This is a genomic window from Heyndrickxia coagulans 36D1 (assembly GCF_000169195.2).
Classification (GTDB): domain Bacteria; phylum Bacillota; class Bacilli; order Bacillales; family Bacillaceae_C; genus Weizmannia; species Weizmannia faecalis.
Genome location: NC_016023.1, coordinates 1,540,565 through 1,562,854, shown reverse-complemented (window position 1 = coordinate 1,562,854; position 22,290 = coordinate 1,540,565). Strand labels below are relative to the sequence as shown.

Sequence of the window (22,290 nt, the reverse complement as noted above, 5' to 3'; positions counted from 1 at the left end):
CTTTTCATCTCCTTCAGCCCTGAGTCATTGCGAAACAGAGTTCTATTGTTTTACGGGACACGACCTGTAAAATTTCATAAACACACTATGCTTAGTATAGCAAGTCCGAAGTGGAAATGCAACATCACTGCCTGAAAAAAGTTCTTCCTTATTTTTCCTTATATTACACGCCTTGACGATGATACTTTCAAGTCTGCTTTGATCATTTCCACAAACTCGTCGTTTGTTTTGGATTGTTTCAGCTTGCGCAAGAATTTTTCGACAAAATCCGGAGAATCGGACATCGATTTGCGGATCGCCCACAGCACTTCGAGATGGTCTTTCGAAAGCAGCAGTTCTTCTTTCCTTGTACCGGAACGGCGGATGTCGATGGCCGGGAAAACGCGCTTTTCAGCGAGGGAGCGGTCAAGATGGAGCTCCATGTTCCCGGTGCCTTTAAATTCTTCATAAATCACATCATCCATGCGTGATCCGGTATCGACTAGCGCGGTGGCCAAAATTGTCAGGCTGCCGCCTTCTTCAATATTACGCGCCGCCCCGAAAAACCGTTTCGGACGATGGAACGCAGCCGGGTCAATCCCGCCTGAAAGCGTTCTCCCACTCGGCGGAATCACAAGGTTATAGGCGCGTGCGAGGCGCGTAATGCTGTCCATTAAAATGACGACATCGCGCTTATGCTCGACAAGGCGCATCGCTCTTTCCAATACGAGTTCCGCAACCTTGATATGGTTTTCCGGCACTTCGTCAAAGGTCGAGCTGACGACATCCGCATGCACGGAACGTTCAATATCTGTTACTTCTTCCGGCCGTTCATCAATCAACAGAACGATCAATTCCGCATCAGGATGGTTCACGGTAATAGAGTTGGCAATTTCTTTCAGCAGCATCGTTTTACCGGCTTTCGGCGGCGCCACAATCAAACCGCGCTGCCCGAAACCAACCGGGGTGATTAAATCCATAATCCGGGTGGACAGTTTTTCGGGAGCCGTTTCAAGGATAATCTGCCGGTTCGGATAAAGCGGCGTCAGAGCCGGAAAATGAACCCGTTCCTTAGCGGTTTCCGGGTTTTGGCCGTTTACCGCTTCCACATGCAGCAAGCCGTAATAGCGTTCGTTTTCTTTCGGCGGCCGGACTTTGCCGGAAACCTTATCGCCGTTTCTTAAATCAAAGCGGCGGATTTGCGAAGCAGAAATATAAATGTCCTCCGAACTTGGGGAGTAGTTGATCGGGCGCAGGAATCCGAATCCTTCCGACTGGATGATTTCGAGCACGCCTTCCATAAAGAAATACCCTTCTTGCTCTGCCCGTGCTTTTAAAATCGCAAAAATTAACTCTTTTTTCGTCAGTTTGCTATAGTAGGATACTTTATACTCTCTTGCAAGGGCATAAAGCTCTTTTAACGTCATATTTTCCAGACTTGATATTGATAAACTTTCCATAAAAACACCACACTTTTTCAATTTACAGTCGGGTAGAGCAGTCTGTTTCTTCCGTTACATCAAAATTTTCCATTTGTTCCCGGCGCTTAAAACTATACCGGTATACCAATGGAACAGAACAGGCTAAAAATAAAGGAATGTGAAGGCAAGATATGAACATCCACAGTTTTGCTTTGCGCATAGATAGAAAACATGAGCTGTCTGCAAAGAGGCAATGTTGCAGCACGTGCATCTATGGAGCCGCACCATGTACGGAAGAAAAAGAAGACAAACAATTGAATATTTATAAATAAAATCATAATCATTTTAACCCTGAAACAGAAGAGAAATCAACTAAAAATAGCATAAGAGGTAAAAAACTTTGTTGAAAATGGGAGGGAAGGCGGCACTTCCGCCCTTCCCCCGCCGCTATAGCTGCATGGTCCCCCGGAGATTTACGCTTTGATCACAAGGTTCGGCTTTTTCTTCAGACTGTGCTGCCCTTCAATAAAGCGGACCGTCCCCGACTTTGCACGCATGACGACAGAATGGGTGGATCCGTACTGGCCCTTAAATTGGACACCGCGCAAAAGTTCCCCGTCGGTTACGCCGGTCGCAGCAAAAATGGCGTCATCCCCGCTCACAAGGTCGTCCATCATCAGCACTTTATTGATGTCAACCCCCATGCTCAGGCAGCGTTCTTGCTCCGCGTCGTTTTGCGGCAGAAGGCGTCCCTGGATCTCGCCGCCGAGGCATTTCAGCGCAACTGCTGAAATAACCCCTTCCGGCGCGCCGCCCGATCCGAACAAAATATCTACACCGGTATGGTCGAATGCCGTGTTAATGGCAGCTGCCACATCCCCGTCATTGATCAGTTTGATCCGGGCGCCTGCAGCACGGAGCTGCGCAATAATTTCTTCATGGCGCGGACGGTTCAGAACTGTTGCCACCACATCCTCGATATCTTTATTTTTTGCCTTTGCCACAGCTTTTAAATTATCGATAATCGGCGCATTAATATCAATCATGCCGACTGCTTCAGGGCCGACAGCAATTTTATCCATGTACATATCCGGCGCATGGAGCAAATGTCCGTGATCTGCTATCGCCAGCACACTGAGCGCATTCCAGCCGCCGGATGCAAGAATATTCGTTCCTTCCAGCGGGTCAACTGCAATGTCAACGCGGGGGCCGTATCCGTTCCCGAGTTTTTCCCCGATGTACAGCATTGGTGCTTCATCCATTTCCCCTTCACCAATGACAACAGTGCCTTTCATCGGAATGGTGTCGAACACATCACGCATCGCGGACGTTGCCGCATCATCCGCTTCATCTTTCAATCCGCGCCCCATCCATCTTGCGGATGCAAGTGCTGCAGCTTCCGTGACGCGAACCAATTCCATTGACAAACTTCTTTCCAATTTCACTACCCCCATAAATAGATTTTTAATTAGTATATCACATTTAAAAAATTATTGTGTCATAATTTCTCTGTTTTTTTCTATTTATGGGGGAGCCGGCAGTTGTTCGCTAGGAATGGTTCAGGTGTTCCATCTCCTTTTCGGACATGCCTTCCCGCCAAACAGCAGCACCAAGTCCGGTTAGTTTTTCCACGAGGCAGCTGTATCCGCGGTCGATATGTTCAACGCCTGTCACTTCTGTCACGCCTTCTGCCATCAGGCCGGCAATGACAAGGGCAGCACCCGCACGCAAATCACTCGCTTTCACCTTTGCCCCTTGAAGCCGGACCGGACCGTTTACAATCGCAGACCGTCCTTCCACTTTAATATTGGCGCTCATTCTCCGCAACTCGTCAATATGTTTAAAGCGGGCGGAATAGATTGTATCGGTTACGATGGACGTCCCTTCTGCTCTTGTCAGAAGCGTGGTGAACGGTTGTTGCAGATCTGTCGGAAACCCCGGATAAACGAGCGTTTTAATATCAACGGGTTTCAGCTTGTCTGCTTTCCCGATAAAAATCTGTTCATCCCCGGTTTCCACAGGTATGCCCATTTCCCTGAGCTTTGCGGTCAGCGACTCGAGATGATGCGGAATGACATTGTCAACAAGTACTCCTTCACCCGCGGCCGCCGCCAGGATCATAAACGTACCGGCTTCGATCCTGTCCGGAATAATCGTATGCCGGCAGCCGCTCAAATGATCTACGCCTTCAATCCGGATGACATCTGTTCCGGCGCCTTTAATTTTTGCGCCCATATTTGTCAAAAGTGTGGCTACGTCAATGATTTCCGGCTCTTTTGCAGCGTTTTCAATGATTGTCCTTCCCTTTGCTTTAACGGCAGCCAGCATAATATTGATCGTTGCCCCGACACTGACAACGTCCAGATAAATACGGGCACCTTTCAATTCATCCGCCCTTAAATAGATGGCACCCTGCTCATTTGTCACTTTTGCGCCCAATGCTTCAAAACCTTTAATATGCTGGTCGATCGGCCGCGGTCCGAGATGGCACCCGCCCGGCAGCCCGATGACAGCTTTTTTGAACCTGCCGAGCATCGCGCCCATTAAATAGTATGAGGCACGCAGTTTCTTCACCCTGCCATTGGGCAGCGGCATCGAGATCATATGGCGGGGATCGACCGTAATTTCCCCGTCCTCTGACGTAACCGTTGCCCCGATCTCTTCCAGCAGGCCGGTCAATGTCCGGACATCGGAAATTTCAGGCAAGCCTTCTATTGTTACAGGAGATTCCGCGAGGATGGTAGCAGGTATTAAAGCGACAGCGCTGTTTTTTGCGCCGCTCACTTTAATGGTGCCTTTCAAAGGATATCCCCCGGCAATTTTTAGCTTTTCCATATTAAGCTCCCTTCTTTAGCGGGTATGGATGTACATTCCGGCTGTAAATGGCCGTTTCGCAAACTGAGTCCGAAAGCCCCGAAAAAACAATATGAATCCCAGCAACAGGATTGCCGAACAGGCGGAAAATCAAACTGTCCCGGAGAAAGCAAGAAATAAAGAGCAATTTTAAATATTTCCGTTATTTTGCTGTACGGCTGTTCCAGTCGCGTGTAAATTGTTCAATCCCTTTGTCCGTTAATGGATGCTTGAACAGCTGTGTGAGCACTTTAAACGGGACGGTTGCGATATGCGCCCCTGCGAGCGCCGCTTGTGTAATATGTTGCGGGTGGCGGATCGAAGCTGCGATAATTTCCGTATCAATTTGATGGATGGAAAAAATTTCGGCAATCTCGGAAATCAGGTGGATGCCGTCATGACCGATATCATCCAGCCTGCCAAGGAACGGCGAAACATACGTTGCACCCGCTCTTGCCGCCAAAAGCGCCTGATTGCTGCTGAAAACCAAGGTAACATTTGTGCGGATGCCTGCCTGTGCCAATTGATGAACGGCTTTCATTCCTTCCGGCGTCATCGGCACTTTGACTGTAATATTCGGAGCAATAGCCGCCAGTTCCTTTCCTTCTTTCACCATACCTTCCGCATCTTCGGAAACGACTTCAGCACTGACAGAACCAGGCACGAGCGCCGTAATTTCTTTTAACCGGTCATGGAATGAAACATTTTCCTTTGCCACAAGCGACGGATTTGTCGTTACACCGGACAAAATCCCCCATTCATTTGCGGTTTTGATTTCCTCGAAATTGGCAGTATCAATAAAAAATTTCATTCTGCTTCCATCTCCTTTTATGGTTCCTATGTATCCATTTCCACTATACCACGGAACGAAAAGAAAGTTCAGAAAAACAACCGTTTTTTTCACTGGTGCCTATCCAAAAAACGACTATAAACCCTCTTGTTTCGGGCGTTTGAACCTGTTTCCCTAAAAAAGCCCAAATCTAAACGCCTGAAGCCATTCGCATTTTAAAACGCCATACCAAAAAAGCCCGGCACGCACGGGGCAGCGCCAGACCTTTTTTATCTTGAACACTCATCCTTAAGGCATGCGTGTTCTCGGCTAATCTAAAACGATCATGCTTTTTGGTTAGAACCGAACTCGCGGATTTTGCCGATAACGGTTTGTTTAATCGTTTCGCGTGCAGGCCCGAGGTATTTGCGCGGATCGTATACATCCGGATCAGCTGCCAATACTTCACGAACCGTTTTCGCGGAAGCAATTTGGTTTTCCGTATTCACGTTGATTTTCGCAGTACCTAAAGAAATAGCTTTTTTAATATCAGCTTCAGGGATGCCTGTCCCGCCGTGAAGTACAAGCGGCATGCCGGTAATTTTGCTGATTTCTTCCATTTCTTTGAAGCCAAGGTTTGGTTCGCCGTGGTAAGGGCCGTGAACCGAACCAAGAGCCGGTGCTAAAGCGTCGATTTTGGTCGCGTCAACCAGCTTTTTACATTCTTCAGGATCCGCATAAATGATGCCTTTTCCGACAACATCGTCTTCCTGGCCGCCGACAGTGCCGAGTTCTGCTTCCACAGATACGCCGTGGGCATGCGCATATTCCACCACTTTAGAAGTAATTTCCACGTTTTCATCAAACGGATGGTGGGAAGCGTCGATCATTACAGAAGTAAAGCCTGCATCAATGGCTTTCTTTGCATTTTCAAAGCTTGAACCGTGGTCAAGATGGATCGCGACCGGAACCGTAACATTCAAGTCTTCCATTAAACCTTCAACCATTTTTACAACGGTTTTAAAACCGCTCATGTAACGGCCTGCTCCTTCGGAAACACCGAGGATGACCGGGGATTTTTCTTCTTCTGCAGCCATCAGAATGGCCTGGGCGTATTCAAGGTTATTGACGTTGAATTGCCCTACCGCATATTTCCCTTCTTTTGCTTTATTCAGCATTTCAGTCATGGAAACTAAAGGCATGAATTTTCCTCCTTATCATTTGCGTTAAAAAGATTGCCCGAGGTTATCATTTTTATGATATACAATCTTCATAACATCATAGTAGCCTATTGATCATTCCTTAACAATCATAACAAACAAAACCGGCATTTACCAATGAACTTTATTTGTCGGTAAAAAGAAATAAAATTATCAAAATTTTACGGTTTAGCACTTTTTTCACTTCATGCGCTTACATTGCCAAATATTTTTTCACTGCCTTGCGGATGTCGTCAATATCAAACGGCTTTGCAAAATGGGTCAGTGCCCCGAGCTCCTTCGCTTTCTCAATCAAGTCCAGTTCGCCGTAAGCGGTCATAATGATGGCCCGGATATCCGGTTTCATTTCTTTCAGCTTTTTTAAAATTTCAATGCCGTCCATGCCGGGGATTTTCATATCCAGCAAGACAAGGTCGATTTCATGGTTTGCAGCCAGCGAAAGTGCCTGGGGGCCGTTTGCCGCCTGAAAGGTTTCGTAGCCCTCTTTCTGCAGCACTTCCGTAAGCAAAACCCGGATGCCAAATTGGTCGTCAACAATTAAAATATTCGGCTCTCTCATTTTTCTCCTCCATCAGCTGATCAGTTTTAACAAAATTTGTATGTATTTTTGCCTGGCATTACTCACTTGCTTTATGTATGTTAAACTATTTCTACTTCTTGTTCCTTTTTTCCTGCTTATGCAAGTGGCAAATTAAATGATCATAGACGGAGGCGGAAAAGCGGCAAAAAAAATAAAAGGGGAAGGCCCCCCTTTTATTCTATCGTCAACTTAACCCCTTCCACATACCGGGGGTTAATTCGTTTTCCTTTTTGAACCACTTTTCCACTGTACAGCTGCTTGCCGCTTGAAATGTCAAACACATACAGGAGACACGCTTTTTCCCGGGAATCGTTCGGGATAAGGAAGTACAACCTGCCGTTTTTGATTTCAGGGATGGGGTTGCCCGTACTCTGGTACTTGATAGCAAATGTCTTGTCTGCTTTCAGCTTTCCATTCCCGTCAAAGGTTAAAAGGCGCGCGCCTCCTTTCTTTCCCCCGGTTGCCATATAAACCGTCTTTCCGTTGTAAACATATTTCCAATTATCGCGGTTTCGCAGCGGAATGTTTATCGGTGGCTTGAGTTTTTTCGTTTCATTTGTGTAATATTTGTAAATGACGGTATTCATTTCCTTTACTGAACCGTCATCGTCCACTTTCTCTTCTTGATATGCCAGTATATGGTTGGGCTTGTTCATGTCGGTTTCTGCGAGCTGGGTATATTGAGCCATTCTCCCCGTCTGTCCTCTTTGTGTAATCCATTTGCCTCCGGTTATTTTCTTGTCCGGCAGGCTGACACGATATACGCGGATATCTCCATCTGTGGCTGCCGCTACTTTCAGCTCATTCCCGGTTTTTTGCACATCCCAAACCGATGGAAAAGATTGTTTTGAAAAACCCTGCACCTTCCTCTTCATTGTTTCTGTTTTTCTTGTTTTCTTATCCAGCACCTCGACATACAGTTCTTTATCGAACCGGTGAAGCGGCTGCGGAATGATGTCCGCATAAGCAATCATTTGTCTATCCTCATAAAAGCCGCCTTGATTGGTCTTTCCCCTCATAAATCGGGGGTACTGCTTGACATACTGCTTGTACCAATCGGGGTCTTCATCTAGTAGCGAAAAAGAAGATTCCCTTCCTAAATAGCGGCTTCCAGATGAAGTAATCGAAAACATGCGATTCAAATGGTTTTCCTGGTTATCCAGAGCAGTGATTTTAACATTTCGGATTTCTTTTTCATTTCCGCTTATCTTTTTCAGCATAAGCCCCGGATCCTTGTCAGCGGCCAATGCGGTGTAAAAAAAGGGAATCGCCGCCACAACCGCAACCACAATCACCAATAAATTTATATAGCGTCTCATCGTATCTCTCCCTTACACCGTTACTTTGTATTTGATCAAGTATCCCCCCAGCAGGATGGAATACCCCGCGATGATGACAGTCATGGCCACTTCAATCCATAACAATTCCGATTGGTACAAAACACCGGGCAGCAATATATCAAAGAGGAAATCCGGCGTCCAAAATAAAACGAACGAGAGAAAGCCGAAAAGCAGGCCGAGCAAGACCCCCTTCATGCGGAAACTTCTTTCCAATAAGATGGCCGTAAAGATCACAAGGACCACTGTAAACCCTAACCCGTAATGTAAGAGAAAGTCTATCACTGTACTAGGAAGGAGCAGGTTAAACAAGGGAAAACTTAAGACAGCATCTATGACCGTCATATCCATCCTGTAAATGCCCGGTGTAATAGCATTAAAAAAGAAATGTTCAACCGGCAGCAAAACAATCTGAACAGCAACAAATCCAAACACCATCAGCAAAATGCTTGCCGCTTTCGCCAAATAGAGATTCCATCTTTCAACAGGAAGCATCAAAAGCCGGTATATAAACGTATGCTTACCGTACCAGTCCCTGTACCAAATCAGGAATATATAAAACATCATGGCCGCCGCACAAAGCGCAATCGGCCCCATGAACCAAATCGAACCAAAGCAGTCGATAAAGCCGATCGAACCATAATGCTTTACGTATGCCAGCTTTGGCAGTGACTGATGATACATGATCTCATTTGCTTTAGTGATGTAACGATGCACCGTCAAAAAAACGGCCGTAAATTGTGAAAGGATGGTGATTGCAACCAAAGACCAGTAGATTTTCGCAAAACGGTTGATTTCGAAGTTGACGAGTTTTACAAAACTTTTCATTGCCGGTATACCTCCCTCATTATATCGACAACGGATTTCCCTTCGCTTTGGCGAATGTCTTCCGTGTAAAATTCTTTTAAAACCTTCCCGTCCCCGAGCAGCACCACTTTGTCCAATAGATGCTCAATATCGTTGATTTCATGTGTGGTAATCAACACCCCGCGGTTTTCAACCAGGCCGCTTGCGAACACATCTGCAATTTGTTCCCGGCTGAAAATATCAATGCCCGAAAAAGGTTCATCCATCAGCACATAATCGACATCGAGCGATAGCCCAAGCAGCAAATTCACTTTTGCCATGTTTCCTTTCGAAAGGTCACCGATCCGGTCATTTTCATTCAGTTTGAAAAAATAAAGCAAGTCTTTTGCGCGCAATGCATTCCAGTCCGGATAATAATCTCGCATAAAAAGAATGGCATCTTTGATTTTCATCCGCGGCAGCATGATGGGCGCATCCGGAATGAATGCCAGCTTCTCGTAAATATGTTTGTTGTACGGTTCCCCGTCGATCAGAATCTTTCCTTTGCTGACCGGGACAAGCCCTGCAATCGCTTTTAAAGTGGTTGTTTTGCCTGTCCCGTTCACCCCGATCAAACAGGTAATTTCCCCTTTTTCTGCTGTAAAAGAAAGCGAATCAAGCACTTTTTTTCGCCCGTATTTTTTCGTAACTTCCATAACTTCAATCATGCCCGGCCCCCCTTTTGCCCGCGGTATTGCCTTTTTACCAGCTCCAATAGCTCCTCCAGCGGAATGTCCATCGGGCGGATCGCATCCAGAAAATCAGCCAATGCTGACTGGATCAGTTCTTCCCGTACCCGGGCAAGCACTTCCCGGTCTGTTGTAATCCGGCTCGGAAGATTGCGTTCTGTGTGGATCAAACCTTGCTCCTCCATTTCTTTATACGCTCTTTGCGCGGTATTCGGATTGATTTTTAACATGGCTGCAAGTTCGCGCCGCGATGGAATTTCCTGTCCCGCCTCAAGGCTCCCTGACGCAATCCGGGTTTTAAAATAGTGGATAACCTGGATGTAGACAGGATCGCGGTTATTCCATTTAATCTCTGCGATGATCTGAATCGCCCCCATCCTTTTTCATCTCTCCATGTGTATGAAGGGCTTCATACACGAACGTCAAAATGATCGTATTAATACATTCATACAGCTGATATGTGTATCATATCGTTCATACACTTCTCCGTCAATGGTTTTTTATAAAAAACCCGAAAAAAATTCCGGGCTTTTGTATGAAAAAAACGGGATGCAAAAAAGCGGTGAGAAACCAAGCATAATGGTCTCTCACCGCTTTTTTCATTTAGGTGCCTTTGGAAAAATGGAGCACTTCCAAAGGGACGAGTTTATTGTTTCCCCTTGATCGACGCTTCGATAAACCCTTTAAACAAAGGCTGCGGGCGTGTCGGGCGCGAGGTAAATTCCGGGTGGAACTGGGAAGCAACGAACCACGGATGGTCCTTCAGCTCGACAATTTCAATGAGCCGGCCGTCCGGGCTTGTCCCTGAGAACGTGAACCCGGCATTTTCCATCTGTTCACGGAATTGATTGTTAAATTCATAACGGTGGCGGTGGCGCTCATAAATGACTTCATCCTGATAAGCTTCATACGCTTTCGTACCTTTCACAAGCCGGCAAGGATAAAGCCCGAGGCGAAGCGTACCGCCGAGGTCTTCAATTTCTTTTTGCTCCGGCAAAAGGTCAATCACCGGATAAGGCGTATCCGGGTTGATCTCCGAGGAGTGCGCATCTTTCAAACCGAGGACATGGCGGGCAAATTCGACCGATGCAAGCTGCATACCAAGGCAGATGCCGAGAAACGGAATCTTGTGTTCACGGGCATACTGGATGGCAAGAATTTTCCCTTCGATGCCGCGATCGCCGAAACCGCCCGGCACTAATATGCCGTCCGCATCTTTCAGCAGATCCGCCACATTTTCCCTGTCCACCTCTTCGGCATTGATCATGTCAATATCAATATCTGCATCAAACTGGTAGCCGGCATGTTTGAGCGCTTCTGCAACGGAAAGATAGGCATCCTGGAGTGCCACATATTTGCCGACAAGCGCAATTTTTACCGTCTTTTTCAGATTGCGCACCCGGTCAACAAGCCCTCTCCATTCGGCCATATCTGCTTCCGGGCACTGCAGTTTTAAATGGTCGCAAACAAGCTGGTCCAGTTTTTGTTCCTGCAGCATGAGCGGAATGGCATATAACGTATCGGCATCGATGCATTCGACCACTTCGCGCGGCTGGATATCGCAGAACAATGCAATCTTGTCCTTCATATCCTGGGAGATCGGCATTTCCGTCCGGACGACAATGACATTTGGCTGGATTCCGAGGCCGCGCAATTCTTTTACACTATGCTGGGTCGGCTTCGTCTTCATTTCGCCCGATGCTTTTAAATAAGGAATTAATGTACAATGGATATACATGACATTGTCAATGCCGACATCCGTTTTGATTTGCCGGATTGCTTCAAGGAACGGAAGCGATTCAATATCACCGACCGTCCCGCCGATTTCGGTGATGACGACATCTGCATTGGTTACTTTTCCAGCACGAAAGACACGTTCTTTGATTTCATTGGTAATATGCGGGATGACCTGTACGGTGCCGCCGAGATATTCGCCGCGTCGTTCTTTCCGGATGACTTCGGAATAAACTTTACCGGTCGTGACGCTGCTGTATTTTGTTAAGTTAATGTCAATAAAACGTTCATAATGGCCGAGGTCAAGGTCGGTTTCCGCGCCGTCGTCCGTTACAAACACTTCCCCGTGCTGGTACGGGCTCATCGTCCCCGGATCAACATTAATATACGGGTCAAATTTCTGGATCGTAATATTCAACCCGCGGTTTTTTAACAACCGCCCGAGCGATGCCGCAGTAATCCCTTTTCCCAGCGAGGAAACGACCCCGCCTGTTACAAAGATATATTTTGTCACGTGTTGTCCCCTCCTGTAATGTAACATTATTGTTGCCCCAATACACGGCTTCATCCATTTTTAAGGGCTTGGGTCTGGTATGAATCGTTTTTTAAATCAGTCCTGTAAAAAACAAAAAGCCCCTCTTGCAATACGGGTTGCAAGGGGGAGCTTGATTTATTTTGCGATATTCCGTCCTTTTCAAAGGAGCCCAAACATAATAATACCGTTGTCCTGGAAAGAAGTCAAGACTAATCTTTGTCGTTAGCGTCTTCCTCTTCTTCGTCTTCAGTAATGTCGAAATCATCCGTGAGCAGTTCATCGTCTTCGAAAGTTTCATCATCATCTTCATCTTCATCGATATCAGAAAACTCATCGTCAGCCAAATCTTCGTCTTCGGCCAAATCTTCATCTTCCTCGTCTTCGTCGGCAAAATCCTCATCATCATCTTCGACGACATCATCGATATCCTCAAGATCGAGGTCCTCATCATCAATAATGTCCTCTTCTTCCTCGACAACTTTCGCTTTTTTCCGCTTCGTTTTTGTTTTCACGGTGTGGGTCACTTCTTCGTCAATCTGGTCAACCGGGTACCAGGCGCGGAGACCCCAAGTGTTGTCCCCCAGGCTGATAAATCTCCCGTCAATGTTTAAGTCCGTATAGAACTGGATCATTTTTCTTTCGGTCTCTTCTTCCGGCAATCCTAAAACCGCGCCGATTTCCGCAAGCAAGTCCTGGAAGGAAGTCACTTGTTTCTTTTCCTCCAATATTTGTTCCGCCAACTCGATAAAAGACATTTCCTTCAGTTCTTCTTTCGGCAACTGTCGCAAGCTCACGCGTCGCACACCCTTTCTCATTGATCAAAACTGCTATATGGCAGGCAAATGCTAATCTTTGCATGATTTAATAGAAAACATATTTACCATTATATACAAAAAGCAAACGTTTATGCTAGCCCCGCGGCCTTTTCCGGCTTTTTTTATCCCGGATTTTTAAGCGGCCCGGTGTCCTCATCAGCCGGTATGCAAGATAAAACAGAAAAAAAGAGAGGATTAAAAAAGGGATGGCACCAAGTTCTTTACTGTATAAATAATACCCAGCCAGCAAAAAAACGATCATACCGCTGCATGATAGTAAAATTTTGATGAAAGAAAACAAACAGTCCACATCCCTTGAAAAAATAAGCGATTGACGAGTCCTACTCCCACCTTCCGCCTATTCAAGCACATCTCCTATATCCTTGTCCATTTTACATCCATCTGGTAGAAAGAAACAACAGAATTCTATGTGGAAAGAAAATTTATTTTCGTACTTGCCATTGAGCGAAAGCAAAAAACCGGCATTCAGCTGCCGGTTTTTTGCTTTTGGAAGCACACGCTGCATTTTTGTCCAGCGGCAACTCCTAGCGGAAAATGCTATTTGGGTCGTTCAGCTTTGCTGGCACTGTAGTTTTAGCTGTATCAGTATCCAACTTATCCTTTGTTGGCCCGGTAACGTTTGCAACAATACTAAAAGAATGGCCAGAACGCTTGGCACCTGCTTCAGTCGGAATATATAATGCTAATATCAATATTGTCGGTATGAGTAAACTCACATTATAATTGGAATATTATGTTAAACAGATTCTTTTTTAAAAAGTTCCATCATTATCAATATACTGGAAACTTCAAAATTCAGAGAGTAGTTTTACTTCTCCCATTTTGCCAGCCATTCACAAAAAATGGCAACCACTATGCCGCGAGGAGATCTCTTCTATGAATAATGACTTACGATGCAGATCCATACCTAAAATGACCATATGAATACATAGCTCAAAAATATTATCGTTTTTATTGAAGGAGAATATTATGGAAGCATTAATAGAAGCTAATCGAATTTGTAAAAGATATAATCAAAAGAGCAGTAACATGGAATTGAAAGAAACATCCCTTACCATTCAAAAAGGAAAGATTTATGTCATTGAAGGGAAAAGTGGAGCAGGGAAATCAACCTTGTTAAATATTCTGGGAGGAATGGAGAAACCCACATCTGGAAAAGTATATTACAAAGGAAAATCCTTTTATGATCTAAAGGATTCGGAACAGGCTGCTATTAGAGGAGAACAATACGGATTTATATTCCAATCTTTTCAACTTATTCCGGAATTGACTGTAAAAGAAAATATAGAACTTCCACTCATGTTTATAAATAGGCATGAAAGAACAAATAAAGTGGAAGAATTAGCTGGATATTTAGGGATTGAAAATCAATTACATAAGCTTCCTGACTTTTTATCAGGAGGGGAACAACAAAGAGTAGCCATTGCCCGGGCACTTATTACTGATCCCGAAATTATATTTGCCGATGAGCCCACCGGTAATCTTGATGGAGAAACAACCAAAAAAATGATCCATTTATTCACAAGTCTGTGTAACAAAAAAAATATAACACTGATTGTTGTCACTCACGAAAAGAATTTATTCGAATTTCCAGATACTTTGTTTCTTATGAAAAACGGGAGATTGCAGGTGATACAAGAAAATGTTTAATTTAAGCATGAAAATTCTTTTATCGCGAAAAAAATGGTTATTTCTCATCGCTGGTTCAATTGCGATTGTTCTATCATCCGTAGCTTCTATATTTATTGCTTCTGAATCTGTAAGATCGGCAATTAAACAAAAGGCTCAGAATACTTACGGAGAACATACCGGTATGTTAACAAATATTACAGAAACAAAAAAATCATTGTTGAAGAGAAATAAGGGGATATCGGTAGGAGTATATCAAATTATTGGTAAAACTAAAGTTAGTAGTGATAGATTTGCAACGGTGGGCTGGATGGATAAAAAATCAATATTATTGGGGCATTTAAAATTAATAAGTGGGAGATTTCCGGAGAAGCCAAATGAGGTTGCGATAGAATCTGCGTATTTACAAGGCCCTTTAAAAAATTGGAGAATCGCGGAAAAAAGAACAATCAAAATTGGCAACAGCACGAAAAGCTTACGCCTTGTTGGAATAGTAAAAAATTATTCATCACAATGGTCAGTAGCCGAGGATTTTGAGAAGGGTGTCAATGACTTCCCGAATATATTTATATCTAAACAGTTAACTACCAATTATAAGAAAAATAATAGTTTTTTGTTCAAATATAACGAAAGCACAAAAGATTCGTTTGAAAAATCAATAGATCTTATTAATCACTATGACCAACAAGGCACTGTTAATAGTCGATTATTTAATAACGGACTAAATCAATGTGATACTATCAGGTCCTTATCGATTACATTTCAATTATTAATTGTGATTCTTTCACTATTTTCTATAAACAGTCTCATTTTATATTTTACCCAAGATCAACATAAAAAATTGGGTATTATGAAATCCGTAGGTGCAAGTCAACGAGCTTTATACCGCATATACATTTACCAAGCTGTTATTATTTTTGTTTTAAGTGCCTTATTTTCATTTCCTATAGTATATTCTATTCAGTCACTAATCATTCATTTCTCATACAGAGAGTATTTTTCTAACTTTATGCTGATGATTGAAATGGTTGGAATGAGTATATTACTATACATTGGATTATTCTTTATGATCTTATTTTTATTCCTTAAAAATGTTAAGGAGTCCGGCACATTACATGTACAAGAACTATTGAACCAGCAAAATCGTGTAAGTTTCAGCGAACGATATAAAAGCGTTTTTAAAGGCTTTCATTCTAGCTATGGAAAATTATTAGTGAAAGAATTATTTTCGAATCCGAAGCAATTCTACCTTACTGTATTAATTTTATGCTTTTCATCTTTAACATTCACATTTACAAATTATATTCAAAAAGATAATTTATATAGTTGGGAAGGGCTTAAATCCAAGTATTATTTAAACTCCCAAGAAGCTTTTAGCTTTAAAACACAACAAAATTTAAAAGTATTAAGTCACCAGGGATTAACCTTTACAGAAGCTGAAGTAAAAAAACTGGAAAAAACACCCGGGGTTTTATACATAGATAAAACTCCATTCATGGAAGATGTCGAAACGCTAATTGATCGGAAAATGATTACACCTTCCATTAACAATTGGATCTTTAACGAAAACTCTACTTATAAAACTTATAATAATAAAATTATTATTCCGGATGTAAAATACGTTCTTCTCAATAAAGACGACTGGAAAAATATTGAGGCTCCAAAGAAATATAAAGATCTTGATGGCAAAGCATTCATTTATAATCCAGTTAACAAGAAAAACACAAACGAGGATAAAATCTTAGTTGGAAATACATTGACTTTAGTCAGATTGTATAAAACGCCAACTGGAATGAAAACCAGTCAAAAAAAGTTAAAAATTCTAGATGTTATTCATAAACCATTTAAATATAGAGTCAGCCCTTCTGTAGAAATAAAAAAAGATGACTTTATTATTTTGATGGACACTCAAACCGCAGTAAAATCCGGTTTGTTCCATGGGTTTAATGAACTTGAGATTTACACGAAAAAAGATATCTCTCATAAAGAAAAAATGAATCTTGATAAACAAGTAAAATCCTTATCGTCAACATTTCCTGGCAGCTTAGTGCAGAATACTTCTCAATTAATAAAAGACGATAATAAAATTTATAATTATCTCAAGGTGCTTGGCATGCTTTTGTTTTTTGTCTCTCTTATCCTCACTGCGATTTCCGTCACGATCATGATCTTTAGCAAATATCAAACTCAGAAGAGACAGTGGGGCATTTACTTATCTCTTGGGATGAGTAAAAGAAACATCATGCAACTCGTTTTTAGCGAAATATTCATTTATGTTTTTGTCTCTATGATTTTAAGTATGTTAATTTGTTGTATTGGATTGATAATGTTACCGCGTCAGTATCCCCTTGTTTTCTATTTTAAATATTTTCTGTTGTCTATTTTAATTGAAATCAGTTTTCTCATTATCGGGGGCTATATAATAAATCGTTCCTTACAACGTCAATCAATTGCTTCTTTCCTTAGAAGGGATGAGTAACACGCCTTGGACATAAATAAAGAAGCGAAAAGCTATCGTGATATGATGCAATAGCTTTTCGCTTCTCTTTCTTTTTTCTAATTCATTCGCAATATGAATAGAACGCGTGTATAATCGAAATTTTTGCCAGTTTTTTAAGAACAATACTTCTTGCAGCCGGCTCCTCGGATAGCATAACCTGCCCGTAATAAAGCCCTTAGCTTATTCCGGCCAGAACATTTGCCTGTCGGATACGGGCAAGGCGGCGGGACTTTCTGTTCACATATTCCTTCTGTATTGCCCGCCAATTTGGTAGAGGGTGTTGGTGATTTGGCCGAGACTTGCGACTTTGACGGTTTCCATAAGCTCGGCGAAAATATTGCCTCCTGAAACCGCGGTTTGCTTTAATTTTTCCAGTGCGGCTTCCGCTTCTGCTTTGTGGCGGGCCTGGAAATCACGCAAATTTTTGATCTGCAAATCTTTTTCTTCCTTTGTTGCGCGTGCAAGCTGCATATTGTTCAGTTCGTCCTCGTTTTTCGGGTTTGGATTCAGGAAGGTGTTGACGCCGATAATCGGGAGGGCGCCGGAATGCTTTCTGACCTCATATTCCATCGACTCTTCCTGAATTTTTCCCCTCTGATACTGGGTTTCCATTGCGCCGAGCACCCCGCCGCGGTCATTGATACGTTCAAATTCCTCCAAAACGGCGGCTTCGACAAGGTCTGTCAGTTCTTCAATGATAAAAGAACCTTGCAGCGGATTTTCATTTTTCGACAATCCATGCTCTTTTGTAATAATCAGCTGGATCGCCATCGCGCGGCGCACCGATTCCTCGGTCGGTGTCGTAATCGCTTCATCGTAAGCATTGGTATGAAGCGAATTGCAATGATCCTGAAGGGCCATCAGCGCCTGCAGCGTCGTGCGGATATCATTGAAATCAATTTCCTGTGCATGGAGCGACCGGCCGGATGTCTGAACATGGTACTTCAGCTTCTGGCTCCGCTCATTTGCCCCGTATAAATCGCGCATCACAACCGCCCAGATTCTTCTTGCAACACGCCCGATCACCGTATATTCCGGATCAAGCCCGTTCGAGAAAAAGAATGAAAGGTTCGGGGCAAAATCATCCACCTTCATGCCCCTTCCTAAATAATACTCCACATAGGTGAAACCGTTTGCAAGTGTGAACGCAAGCTGTGAAATTGGATTCGCACCCGCTTCTGCGATATGGTATCCGGAAATCGAGACCGAATAATAATTGCGCACTTTATGGTCAATAAAATACTGTTGGATATCACCCATCATCCGGAGTGCAAATTCAGTTGAGAAAATGCATGTATTCTGGCCCTGGTCTTCTTTTAAAATATCCGCCTGCACGGTGCCCCTGACCGTCTGCAGCGTCTTTTCGCGCACCTCCGTAAATTCCTCTACGGTTAAAACGCGCCCGAGCTCCGCTTCTTTCTTTTTCACCTGCTGGTCAATTGCCGTATTCATGAACATTGCCAGAATGACCGGCGCGGGGCCGTTAATCGTCATGGAAACAGAAGTCGAAGGCGCACAAAGGTCAAAACCCGCATACAGTTTTTTCATATCATCGAGCGTGCACACACTTACCCCTGACTCGCCGACTTTTCCGTAAATATCCGGGCGCTCATCCGGATCTTCGCCGTACAGCGTTACCGAGTCAAAAGCCGTGCTCAGCCGCTTTGCCGGATCATCTTTTGATAAATAATGGAAGCGCCGGTTTGTCCGTTCCGGTGTCCCTTCCCCCGCAAACTGCCGCTTCGGATCTTCTTCCTGTCGCTTAAACGGGAAAACGCCAGCCGTAAAAGGAAATGCCCCTGGCACATTTTCTTTATACAGCCATTTTAAAATCTCGCCCTTGTCTTCCCAATCCGGCAGCGCCACTTTCGGGATCGAGAGCCCAGACAAGCTTGTTGTTCTGATCCTCGTTGTGATCTCTTTATTGCGGATTTTGACAGTGACCGTCTCCCCGCTGTATTTTTGCTTTACATCCGGCCAGCTTTTCAAAAGGGTTTTCGATTCTTCTGTCAGCCCTTTTTCCGCTTCCGTACGAAGCGCTTCAAGCGATGCGATCACATCCTCTGCTGCCCCGGACTCCTTTGCAGCCGTAATGGCGCCTTCGAGTTGAAACATTCTCCGTGCGAGCATTGCCTGTGCCTCCGCCTTTTTATGGTACCGGCGGACGGTTTCTGCAATTTCCCGCAAGTAATGGCTGCGGCTTGCCGGGATGATGGTATGCCGGTTGCCCGCTTCCTGTTTTTTTGAAAAAGACGAGCGAAAAGCCGTTCCGCTCTTTTCATTGATTTTTTCCATCAGGGCGCCATATAAGGCGTTTGTGCCCGGATCATGAAACTGGCTGGCAATCGTACCGTATACCGGCATCTCATCCAGGCTTTGATCAAACAGCAGATGGCTCCGCTGGTACTGCTTTTGCACCTGCTTTTTCGCATCCTCTGAACCTTTCCGCTCGAATTTGTTGATCGCAATGAGGTCCGCGTAATCGATCATATCAATTTTTTCAAGCTGGGAAGGCGCTCCGAATTCGCTCGTCATCACATACATGGCAACATCGGAAACATTCGTAATTTCGGCGTCCCCCTGGCCGATCCCGCTTGTTTCGATCAAAATCAAATCAAAGCCGGCAGCCTTTACAATCCGGATGGCGTCATGGATGGCAAGGGAAAGTTCGGAACGGGATGCCCTCGTAGCCATGCTCCGCAAAAAAACGTTCGGATGGAAAATCGCGTTCATCCGGATCCGGTCGCCAAGCAATGCGCCCCCCGTTTTTTGCTTCGTCGGGTCGACCGAAAGAACGGCAATTTTACTTTCCGGATGGTCGTGCAAAAAACGGCGGATCAGTTCATCTGTTAATGAGCTCTTCCCCGCTCCCCCGGTACCGGTGATGCCCACGACCGGCGCTTTCTTCACAGCCGGCACCGCAGCTTCAAGGGCAGCGAGCGCTTCCTGATGGTTCAAATGGTTCTCGGCATAAGAAATCAGCCTGGCAACAGAACCGATCCGCCCTTCGCTTAAGCGCTCCACCTCTTTTACAAAATCCGCTTCCGTTACCGTCGGATGGTCGCACTCCCGGAGCATGATATTGATCATCCCCTGAAGGCCGAGCTTTCTGCCGTCCTCCGGTGAAAAAATCCGCGCGATCCCGTAGTCATGCAGTTCTTTCATCTCACGCGGGATGATGACGCCTCCACCCCCGCCGTAAATACGGATCCCGGAGGCGCCGTTTTCCTGGAGCAAATCATACATATACTTGAAAAACTCGAGATGCCCTCCCTGGTAAGAAGAAACGGCAATGCCCTGGACATCTTCCTGAATCGCCGCCTGGACAATTTCGCGTGCCGAGCGGTTGTGACCGAGATGAATGACTTCCGCACCGCTTGCCTGCAAAATCCTCCGCATAATGTTGATGGAAGCATCGTGACCGTCAAACAAACTGGACGCTGTGACAAAACGGACCGCATGTTTCGGGCGGTAAATTTCTGTGTCAGCCATCATATCCTCCTTGTCTTCATCAGGATTAAGTTAAAACGCATAAATGAACCCCGGGATGGAAAAATTTATGCCATCATACCCCTTGTCTCAAGGCCGGAAAACAGCAAATGGGTTTGCAGGCGGATATAATCCTCAATTGTAAACTTCTTTTTAAATGCCCAGCGGCGGAAAGCCCACATTTCACCCTGGACAAAAATATTGTGGGCGAGCATCTCCATCTCTTTTTCATCCAGATCAAGTTCGCCGTTTTCCGCGCATTTTCTAATCATTTTTTCAAATATGCCGACCATTTCCATTTCCTTTTTTAATACATAAGGCAGTGCTTCTTTTGTCAGTGATTTTGCTTCCTGATACATGACAAGCACTTCATCTTGCAGTTCGTCAACAATCCGGAAATAATGGGCAATCGCGAGTTTCAAACTTTCAAGCGTCCCCTGACCGGCATCAATGCGAAGCAGCCTGTCGCGCACTTCATCATAAATCCGGTCGCACACCAAATAGAGGACATCCTCTTTTGCCCGGATATATTCATAAAGCGTCCCGATGCTAAAACCGGATTTTTTGGCAATTTCCCTCGTTGTCGTCCGGTGGAACCCCTTTTCTTTAAAAAGCGCGACGGCGGCATTGATCATTTGGTTTCTGCGCTTTTCAATCAGCCTTTCGTCCCTGACCGATGCCGGCACAAACTTTTTTTGGCTCACAAACGGCCTCCCCTCTCCATCAGTCCCTTGTCAGCATTCTTGAAATAACAAGCCGCTGGATTTCCTGCGTCCCTTCGTAAATTTGCGTAATTTTAGCATCGCGCATGAACCGCTCAACCGGATAATCTTTTGTATAGCCGTAGCCGCCAAAAATCTGCACGGCTTCCGTTGTGACTTTCATCGCCGTATCGCCGGCAAACAGTTTGGACATGGCGGATTCTTTTCCGTACGGCAGCCCGTTTGATTCAAGCCAGGCCGCCTGGTACGTTAACAGCCTTGCCGCTTCGACTGCAGTGGCCATATCGGCAAGTTTGAAAGACACGCCCTGGTTCGCTGCGATCGGTTTGCCGAATTGTTTCCGCTCTTTCGCATAAGCTGTAGCCGCATCCAGTGCGCCCTGGGCAATGCCGACTGCCTGGGCCGCAATGCCGTTACGCCCGCCGTCCAGCGTCATCATCGCGATTTTAAAGCCCTGTCCTTCTTCCCCGAGCCGGTTTTCTGCCGGCACTATGACATTGTCAAAAATGATTTCCGTTGTGGTGGAAGCCCGGATGCCCATTTTCTTTTCTTTTTTGCCGGTTGAAAACCCGGGAAAATCTTTTTCAATAATAAACGCGCTTGTGCCATGGTGTTTGCTTTTCGGATCGGTGAGGGCAAACACGATGTAAATATCCGCCACGCCGCCGTTTGTAATGAAAATTTTGGAGCCGTTTAAAACATAGTGGTCGCCTTCACGCCTGGCCGTTGTCACCATCGCGCCTGCATCGGAACCCGACCCCGGCTCCGTCAAGCCGTACGCACCGATTTTTTCCCCGCGGGCAAGCGGAACGAGGTATTTCTGTTTTTGTTCTTCTGTGCCGAATTTAAACAGCGGCCAGCTGGCAAGGGAAGTGTGTGCGGAAAGGGTCACGCCGGTTGAGGCGCACACACGCGACAGCTCTTCCACCGCAATGCAGTATGCCAGAAAATCGCTCCCGATCCCGCCGTACTGCTCCGGCCATGGAATCCCGGTCAGGCCGAGCGCCGCCATCTGGTCAAAAATGCCACGGTCAAACCGTTCGTTCTCATCGCGTTCCGCTGCTGTCGGTGCCACTTCCTTCACGGCAAAATCGCGTACCATTTTCCGGATCATTTCATGTTCTTCACTCAAACGAAAGTCCATTTTTCTG

The 22,290-nt window shown here is 45.0% G+C and carries 17 protein-coding genes; 2 read left to right on the top strand and 15 right to left on the bottom strand.

Translation table 11 applies throughout. From position 1 onward, the window contains the following. Nucleotides 1-158: 158 nt before the first annotated feature. The 12 genes from rho to rpoE all read right to left on the bottom strand — a co-directional run bounded on the left by rho (nucleotide 159) and on the right by rpoE (nucleotide 12,757). Complete coding sequence (rho, locus tag BCOA_RS24570) at nucleotides 159-1,439, bottom strand: transcription termination factor Rho (protein ID WP_013860747.1); 1,281 nt, start codon at nucleotides 1,437-1,439, stop codon at nucleotides 159-161. Nucleotides 1,440-1,873: 434 nt separating this feature from the next. After that, on the bottom strand, nucleotides 1,874-2,839 hold the full coding sequence (glpX, locus tag BCOA_RS24565) for a class II fructose-bisphosphatase (RefSeq protein ID WP_014096744.1): 966 nt from the start codon (nucleotides 2,837-2,839) through the stop codon (nucleotides 1,874-1,876). Between the two features lie 109 nt (nucleotides 2,840-2,948). After that, nucleotides 2,949-4,235 (bottom strand): UDP-N-acetylglucosamine 1-carboxyvinyltransferase, encoded by a 1,287-nt coding sequence (locus BCOA_RS24560; protein WP_014096743.1) that lies wholly within the window; start codon nucleotides 4,233-4,235, stop codon nucleotides 2,949-2,951. Between the two features lie 181 nt (nucleotides 4,236-4,416). Continuing rightward, nucleotides 4,417-5,064, bottom strand: coding sequence for a fructose-6-phosphate aldolase (gene fsa, locus BCOA_RS24555; protein ID WP_014096742.1), 648 nt, complete (start codon nucleotides 5,062-5,064; stop codon nucleotides 4,417-4,419). 302 nt (nucleotides 5,065-5,366) lie between these two features. Next, nucleotides 5,367-6,224 carry a class II fructose-bisphosphate aldolase gene (locus BCOA_RS24550; RefSeq protein WP_014096741.1) on the bottom strand — a complete coding sequence of 286 codons (858 nt, stop codon included), beginning with the start codon at nucleotides 6,222-6,224 and terminating at the stop codon, nucleotides 5,367-5,369. A gap of 211 nt (nucleotides 6,225-6,435) precedes the next feature. Further along, a complete protein-coding gene (locus BCOA_RS24545) occupies nucleotides 6,436-6,801 on the bottom strand; it encodes a response regulator (protein ID WP_013860752.1) in 366 nt (121 codons plus the stop codon). A gap of 194 nt (nucleotides 6,802-6,995) precedes the next feature. Continuing rightward, on the bottom strand, nucleotides 6,996-8,141 hold the full coding sequence (locus BCOA_RS24540) for a hypothetical protein (protein WP_014096740.1): 1,146 nt from the start codon (nucleotides 8,139-8,141) through the stop codon (nucleotides 6,996-6,998). Nucleotides 8,142-8,153: 12 nt separating this feature from the next. Further along, nucleotides 8,154-8,987, bottom strand: coding sequence for a hypothetical protein (locus BCOA_RS24535; RefSeq protein ID WP_014096739.1), 834 nt, complete (start codon nucleotides 8,985-8,987; stop codon nucleotides 8,154-8,156). Beyond that, nucleotides 8,984-9,673, bottom strand: coding sequence for an ABC transporter ATP-binding protein (locus tag BCOA_RS24530; protein WP_014096738.1), 690 nt, complete (start codon nucleotides 9,671-9,673; stop codon nucleotides 8,984-8,986). The genes BCOA_RS24535 and BCOA_RS24530 overlap by 4 nt, the downstream gene beginning before the upstream one ends. Further along, nucleotides 9,670-10,071 (bottom strand): GntR family transcriptional regulator, encoded by a 402-nt coding sequence (locus tag BCOA_RS24525; RefSeq protein ID WP_014096737.1) that lies wholly within the window; start codon nucleotides 10,069-10,071, stop codon nucleotides 9,670-9,672. Before BCOA_RS24525 ends, BCOA_RS24530 begins: the two co-directional genes overlap by 4 nt. A 269-nt stretch (nucleotides 10,072-10,340) precedes the next feature. Next, on the bottom strand, nucleotides 10,341-11,942 hold the full coding sequence (locus BCOA_RS24520) for a CTP synthase (protein WP_014096736.1): 1,602 nt from the start codon (nucleotides 11,940-11,942) through the stop codon (nucleotides 10,341-10,343). Nucleotides 11,943-12,172: 230 nt separating this feature from the next. Next, nucleotides 12,173-12,757, bottom strand: a complete 585-nt coding sequence (gene rpoE, locus BCOA_RS24515) for a DNA-directed RNA polymerase subunit delta (RefSeq protein ID WP_014096735.1) — start codon at nucleotides 12,755-12,757, stop codon at nucleotides 12,173-12,175. A 1,011-nt stretch (nucleotides 12,758-13,768) separates the two neighbouring features. Between rpoE and BCOA_RS24505 the strand changes: the two genes are divergently transcribed. Together BCOA_RS24505 and BCOA_RS24500 are read left to right on the top strand one after the other, a co-directional pair. Further along, nucleotides 13,769-14,449: an ABC transporter ATP-binding protein gene (locus BCOA_RS24505; protein ID WP_014096734.1), complete on the top strand. Its 681-nt coding sequence runs from the start codon at nucleotides 13,769-13,771 to the stop codon at nucleotides 14,447-14,449. Continuing rightward, nucleotides 14,442-16,907 carry an FtsX-like permease family protein gene (locus BCOA_RS24500; protein WP_014096733.1) on the top strand — a complete coding sequence of 822 codons (2,466 nt, stop codon included), beginning with the start codon at nucleotides 14,442-14,444 and terminating at the stop codon, nucleotides 16,905-16,907. Before BCOA_RS24505 ends, BCOA_RS24500 begins: the two co-directional genes overlap by 8 nt. A gap of 258 nt (nucleotides 16,908-17,165) precedes the next feature. On the opposite strand, the gene icmF is transcribed toward BCOA_RS24500, so the two are convergent. From icmF to BCOA_RS24485, 3 genes are all read right to left on the bottom strand, one after another. Next, a complete protein-coding gene (gene icmF / locus BCOA_RS24495) occupies nucleotides 17,166-20,420 on the bottom strand; it encodes a fused isobutyryl-CoA mutase/GTPase IcmF (protein ID WP_014096732.1) in 3,255 nt (1,084 codons plus the stop codon). Between the two features lie 65 nt (nucleotides 20,421-20,485). Further along, nucleotides 20,486-21,121, bottom strand: a complete 636-nt coding sequence (locus BCOA_RS24490; RefSeq protein ID WP_014096731.1) for a TetR/AcrR family transcriptional regulator — start codon at nucleotides 21,119-21,121, stop codon at nucleotides 20,486-20,488. 19 nt (nucleotides 21,122-21,140) lie between these two features. After that, nucleotides 21,141-22,283, bottom strand: a complete 1,143-nt coding sequence (locus BCOA_RS24485) for an acyl-CoA dehydrogenase (protein ID WP_014096730.1) — start codon at nucleotides 22,281-22,283, stop codon at nucleotides 21,141-21,143. Nucleotides 22,284-22,290 lie beyond the last annotated feature (7 nt).

What these genes read in the sequence shown, in the direction of transcription:
- rho (WP_013860747.1), bottom strand. Translation starts at nt 1,439, where the DNA reads ATGGAAAGTTTATCAATATCAAGTCTGGAAAATATGACGTTAAAAGAG.
- BCOA_RS24560 (WP_014096743.1), bottom strand. Translation starts at nt 4,235, where the DNA reads ATGGAAAAGCTAAAAATTGCCGGGGGATATCCTTTGAAAGGCACCATT.
- fsa (WP_014096742.1), bottom strand. Translation starts at nt 5,064, where the DNA reads ATGAAATTTTTTATTGATACTGCCAATTTCGAGGAAATCAAAACCGCA.
- BCOA_RS24550 (WP_014096741.1), bottom strand. Translation starts at nt 6,224, where the DNA reads ATGCCTTTAGTTTCCATGACTGAAATGCTGAATAAAGCAAAAGAAGGG.
- BCOA_RS24545 (WP_013860752.1), bottom strand. Translation starts at nt 6,801, where the DNA reads ATGAGAGAGCCGAATATTTTAATTGTTGACGACCAATTTGGCATCCGG.
- BCOA_RS24540 (WP_014096740.1), bottom strand. Translation starts at nt 8,141, where the DNA reads ATGAGACGCTATATAAATTTATTGGTGATTGTGGTTGCGGTTGTGGCG.
- BCOA_RS24535 (WP_014096739.1), bottom strand. Translation starts at nt 8,987, where the DNA reads ATGAAAAGTTTTGTAAAACTCGTCAACTTCGAAATCAACCGTTTTGCG.
- BCOA_RS24530 (WP_014096738.1), bottom strand. Translation starts at nt 9,673, where the DNA reads ATGATTGAAGTTATGGAAGTTACGAAAAAATACGGGCGAAAAAAAGTG.
- BCOA_RS24525 (WP_014096737.1), bottom strand. Translation starts at nt 10,071, where the DNA reads ATGGGGGCGATTCAGATCATCGCAGAGATTAAATGGAATAACCGCGAT.
- BCOA_RS24505 (WP_014096734.1), top strand. Translation starts at nt 13,769, where the DNA reads ATGGAAGCATTAATAGAAGCTAATCGAATTTGTAAAAGATATAATCAA.
- BCOA_RS24500 (WP_014096733.1), top strand. Translation starts at nt 14,442, where the DNA reads ATGTTTAATTTAAGCATGAAAATTCTTTTATCGCGAAAAAAATGGTTA.
- icmF (WP_014096732.1), bottom strand. Translation starts at nt 20,420, where the DNA reads ATGGCTGACACAGAAATTTACCGCCCGAAACATGCGGTCCGTTTTGTC.
- BCOA_RS24485 (WP_014096730.1), bottom strand. Translation starts at nt 22,283, where the DNA reads ATGGACTTTCGTTTGAGTGAAGAACATGAAATGATCCGGAAAATGGTA.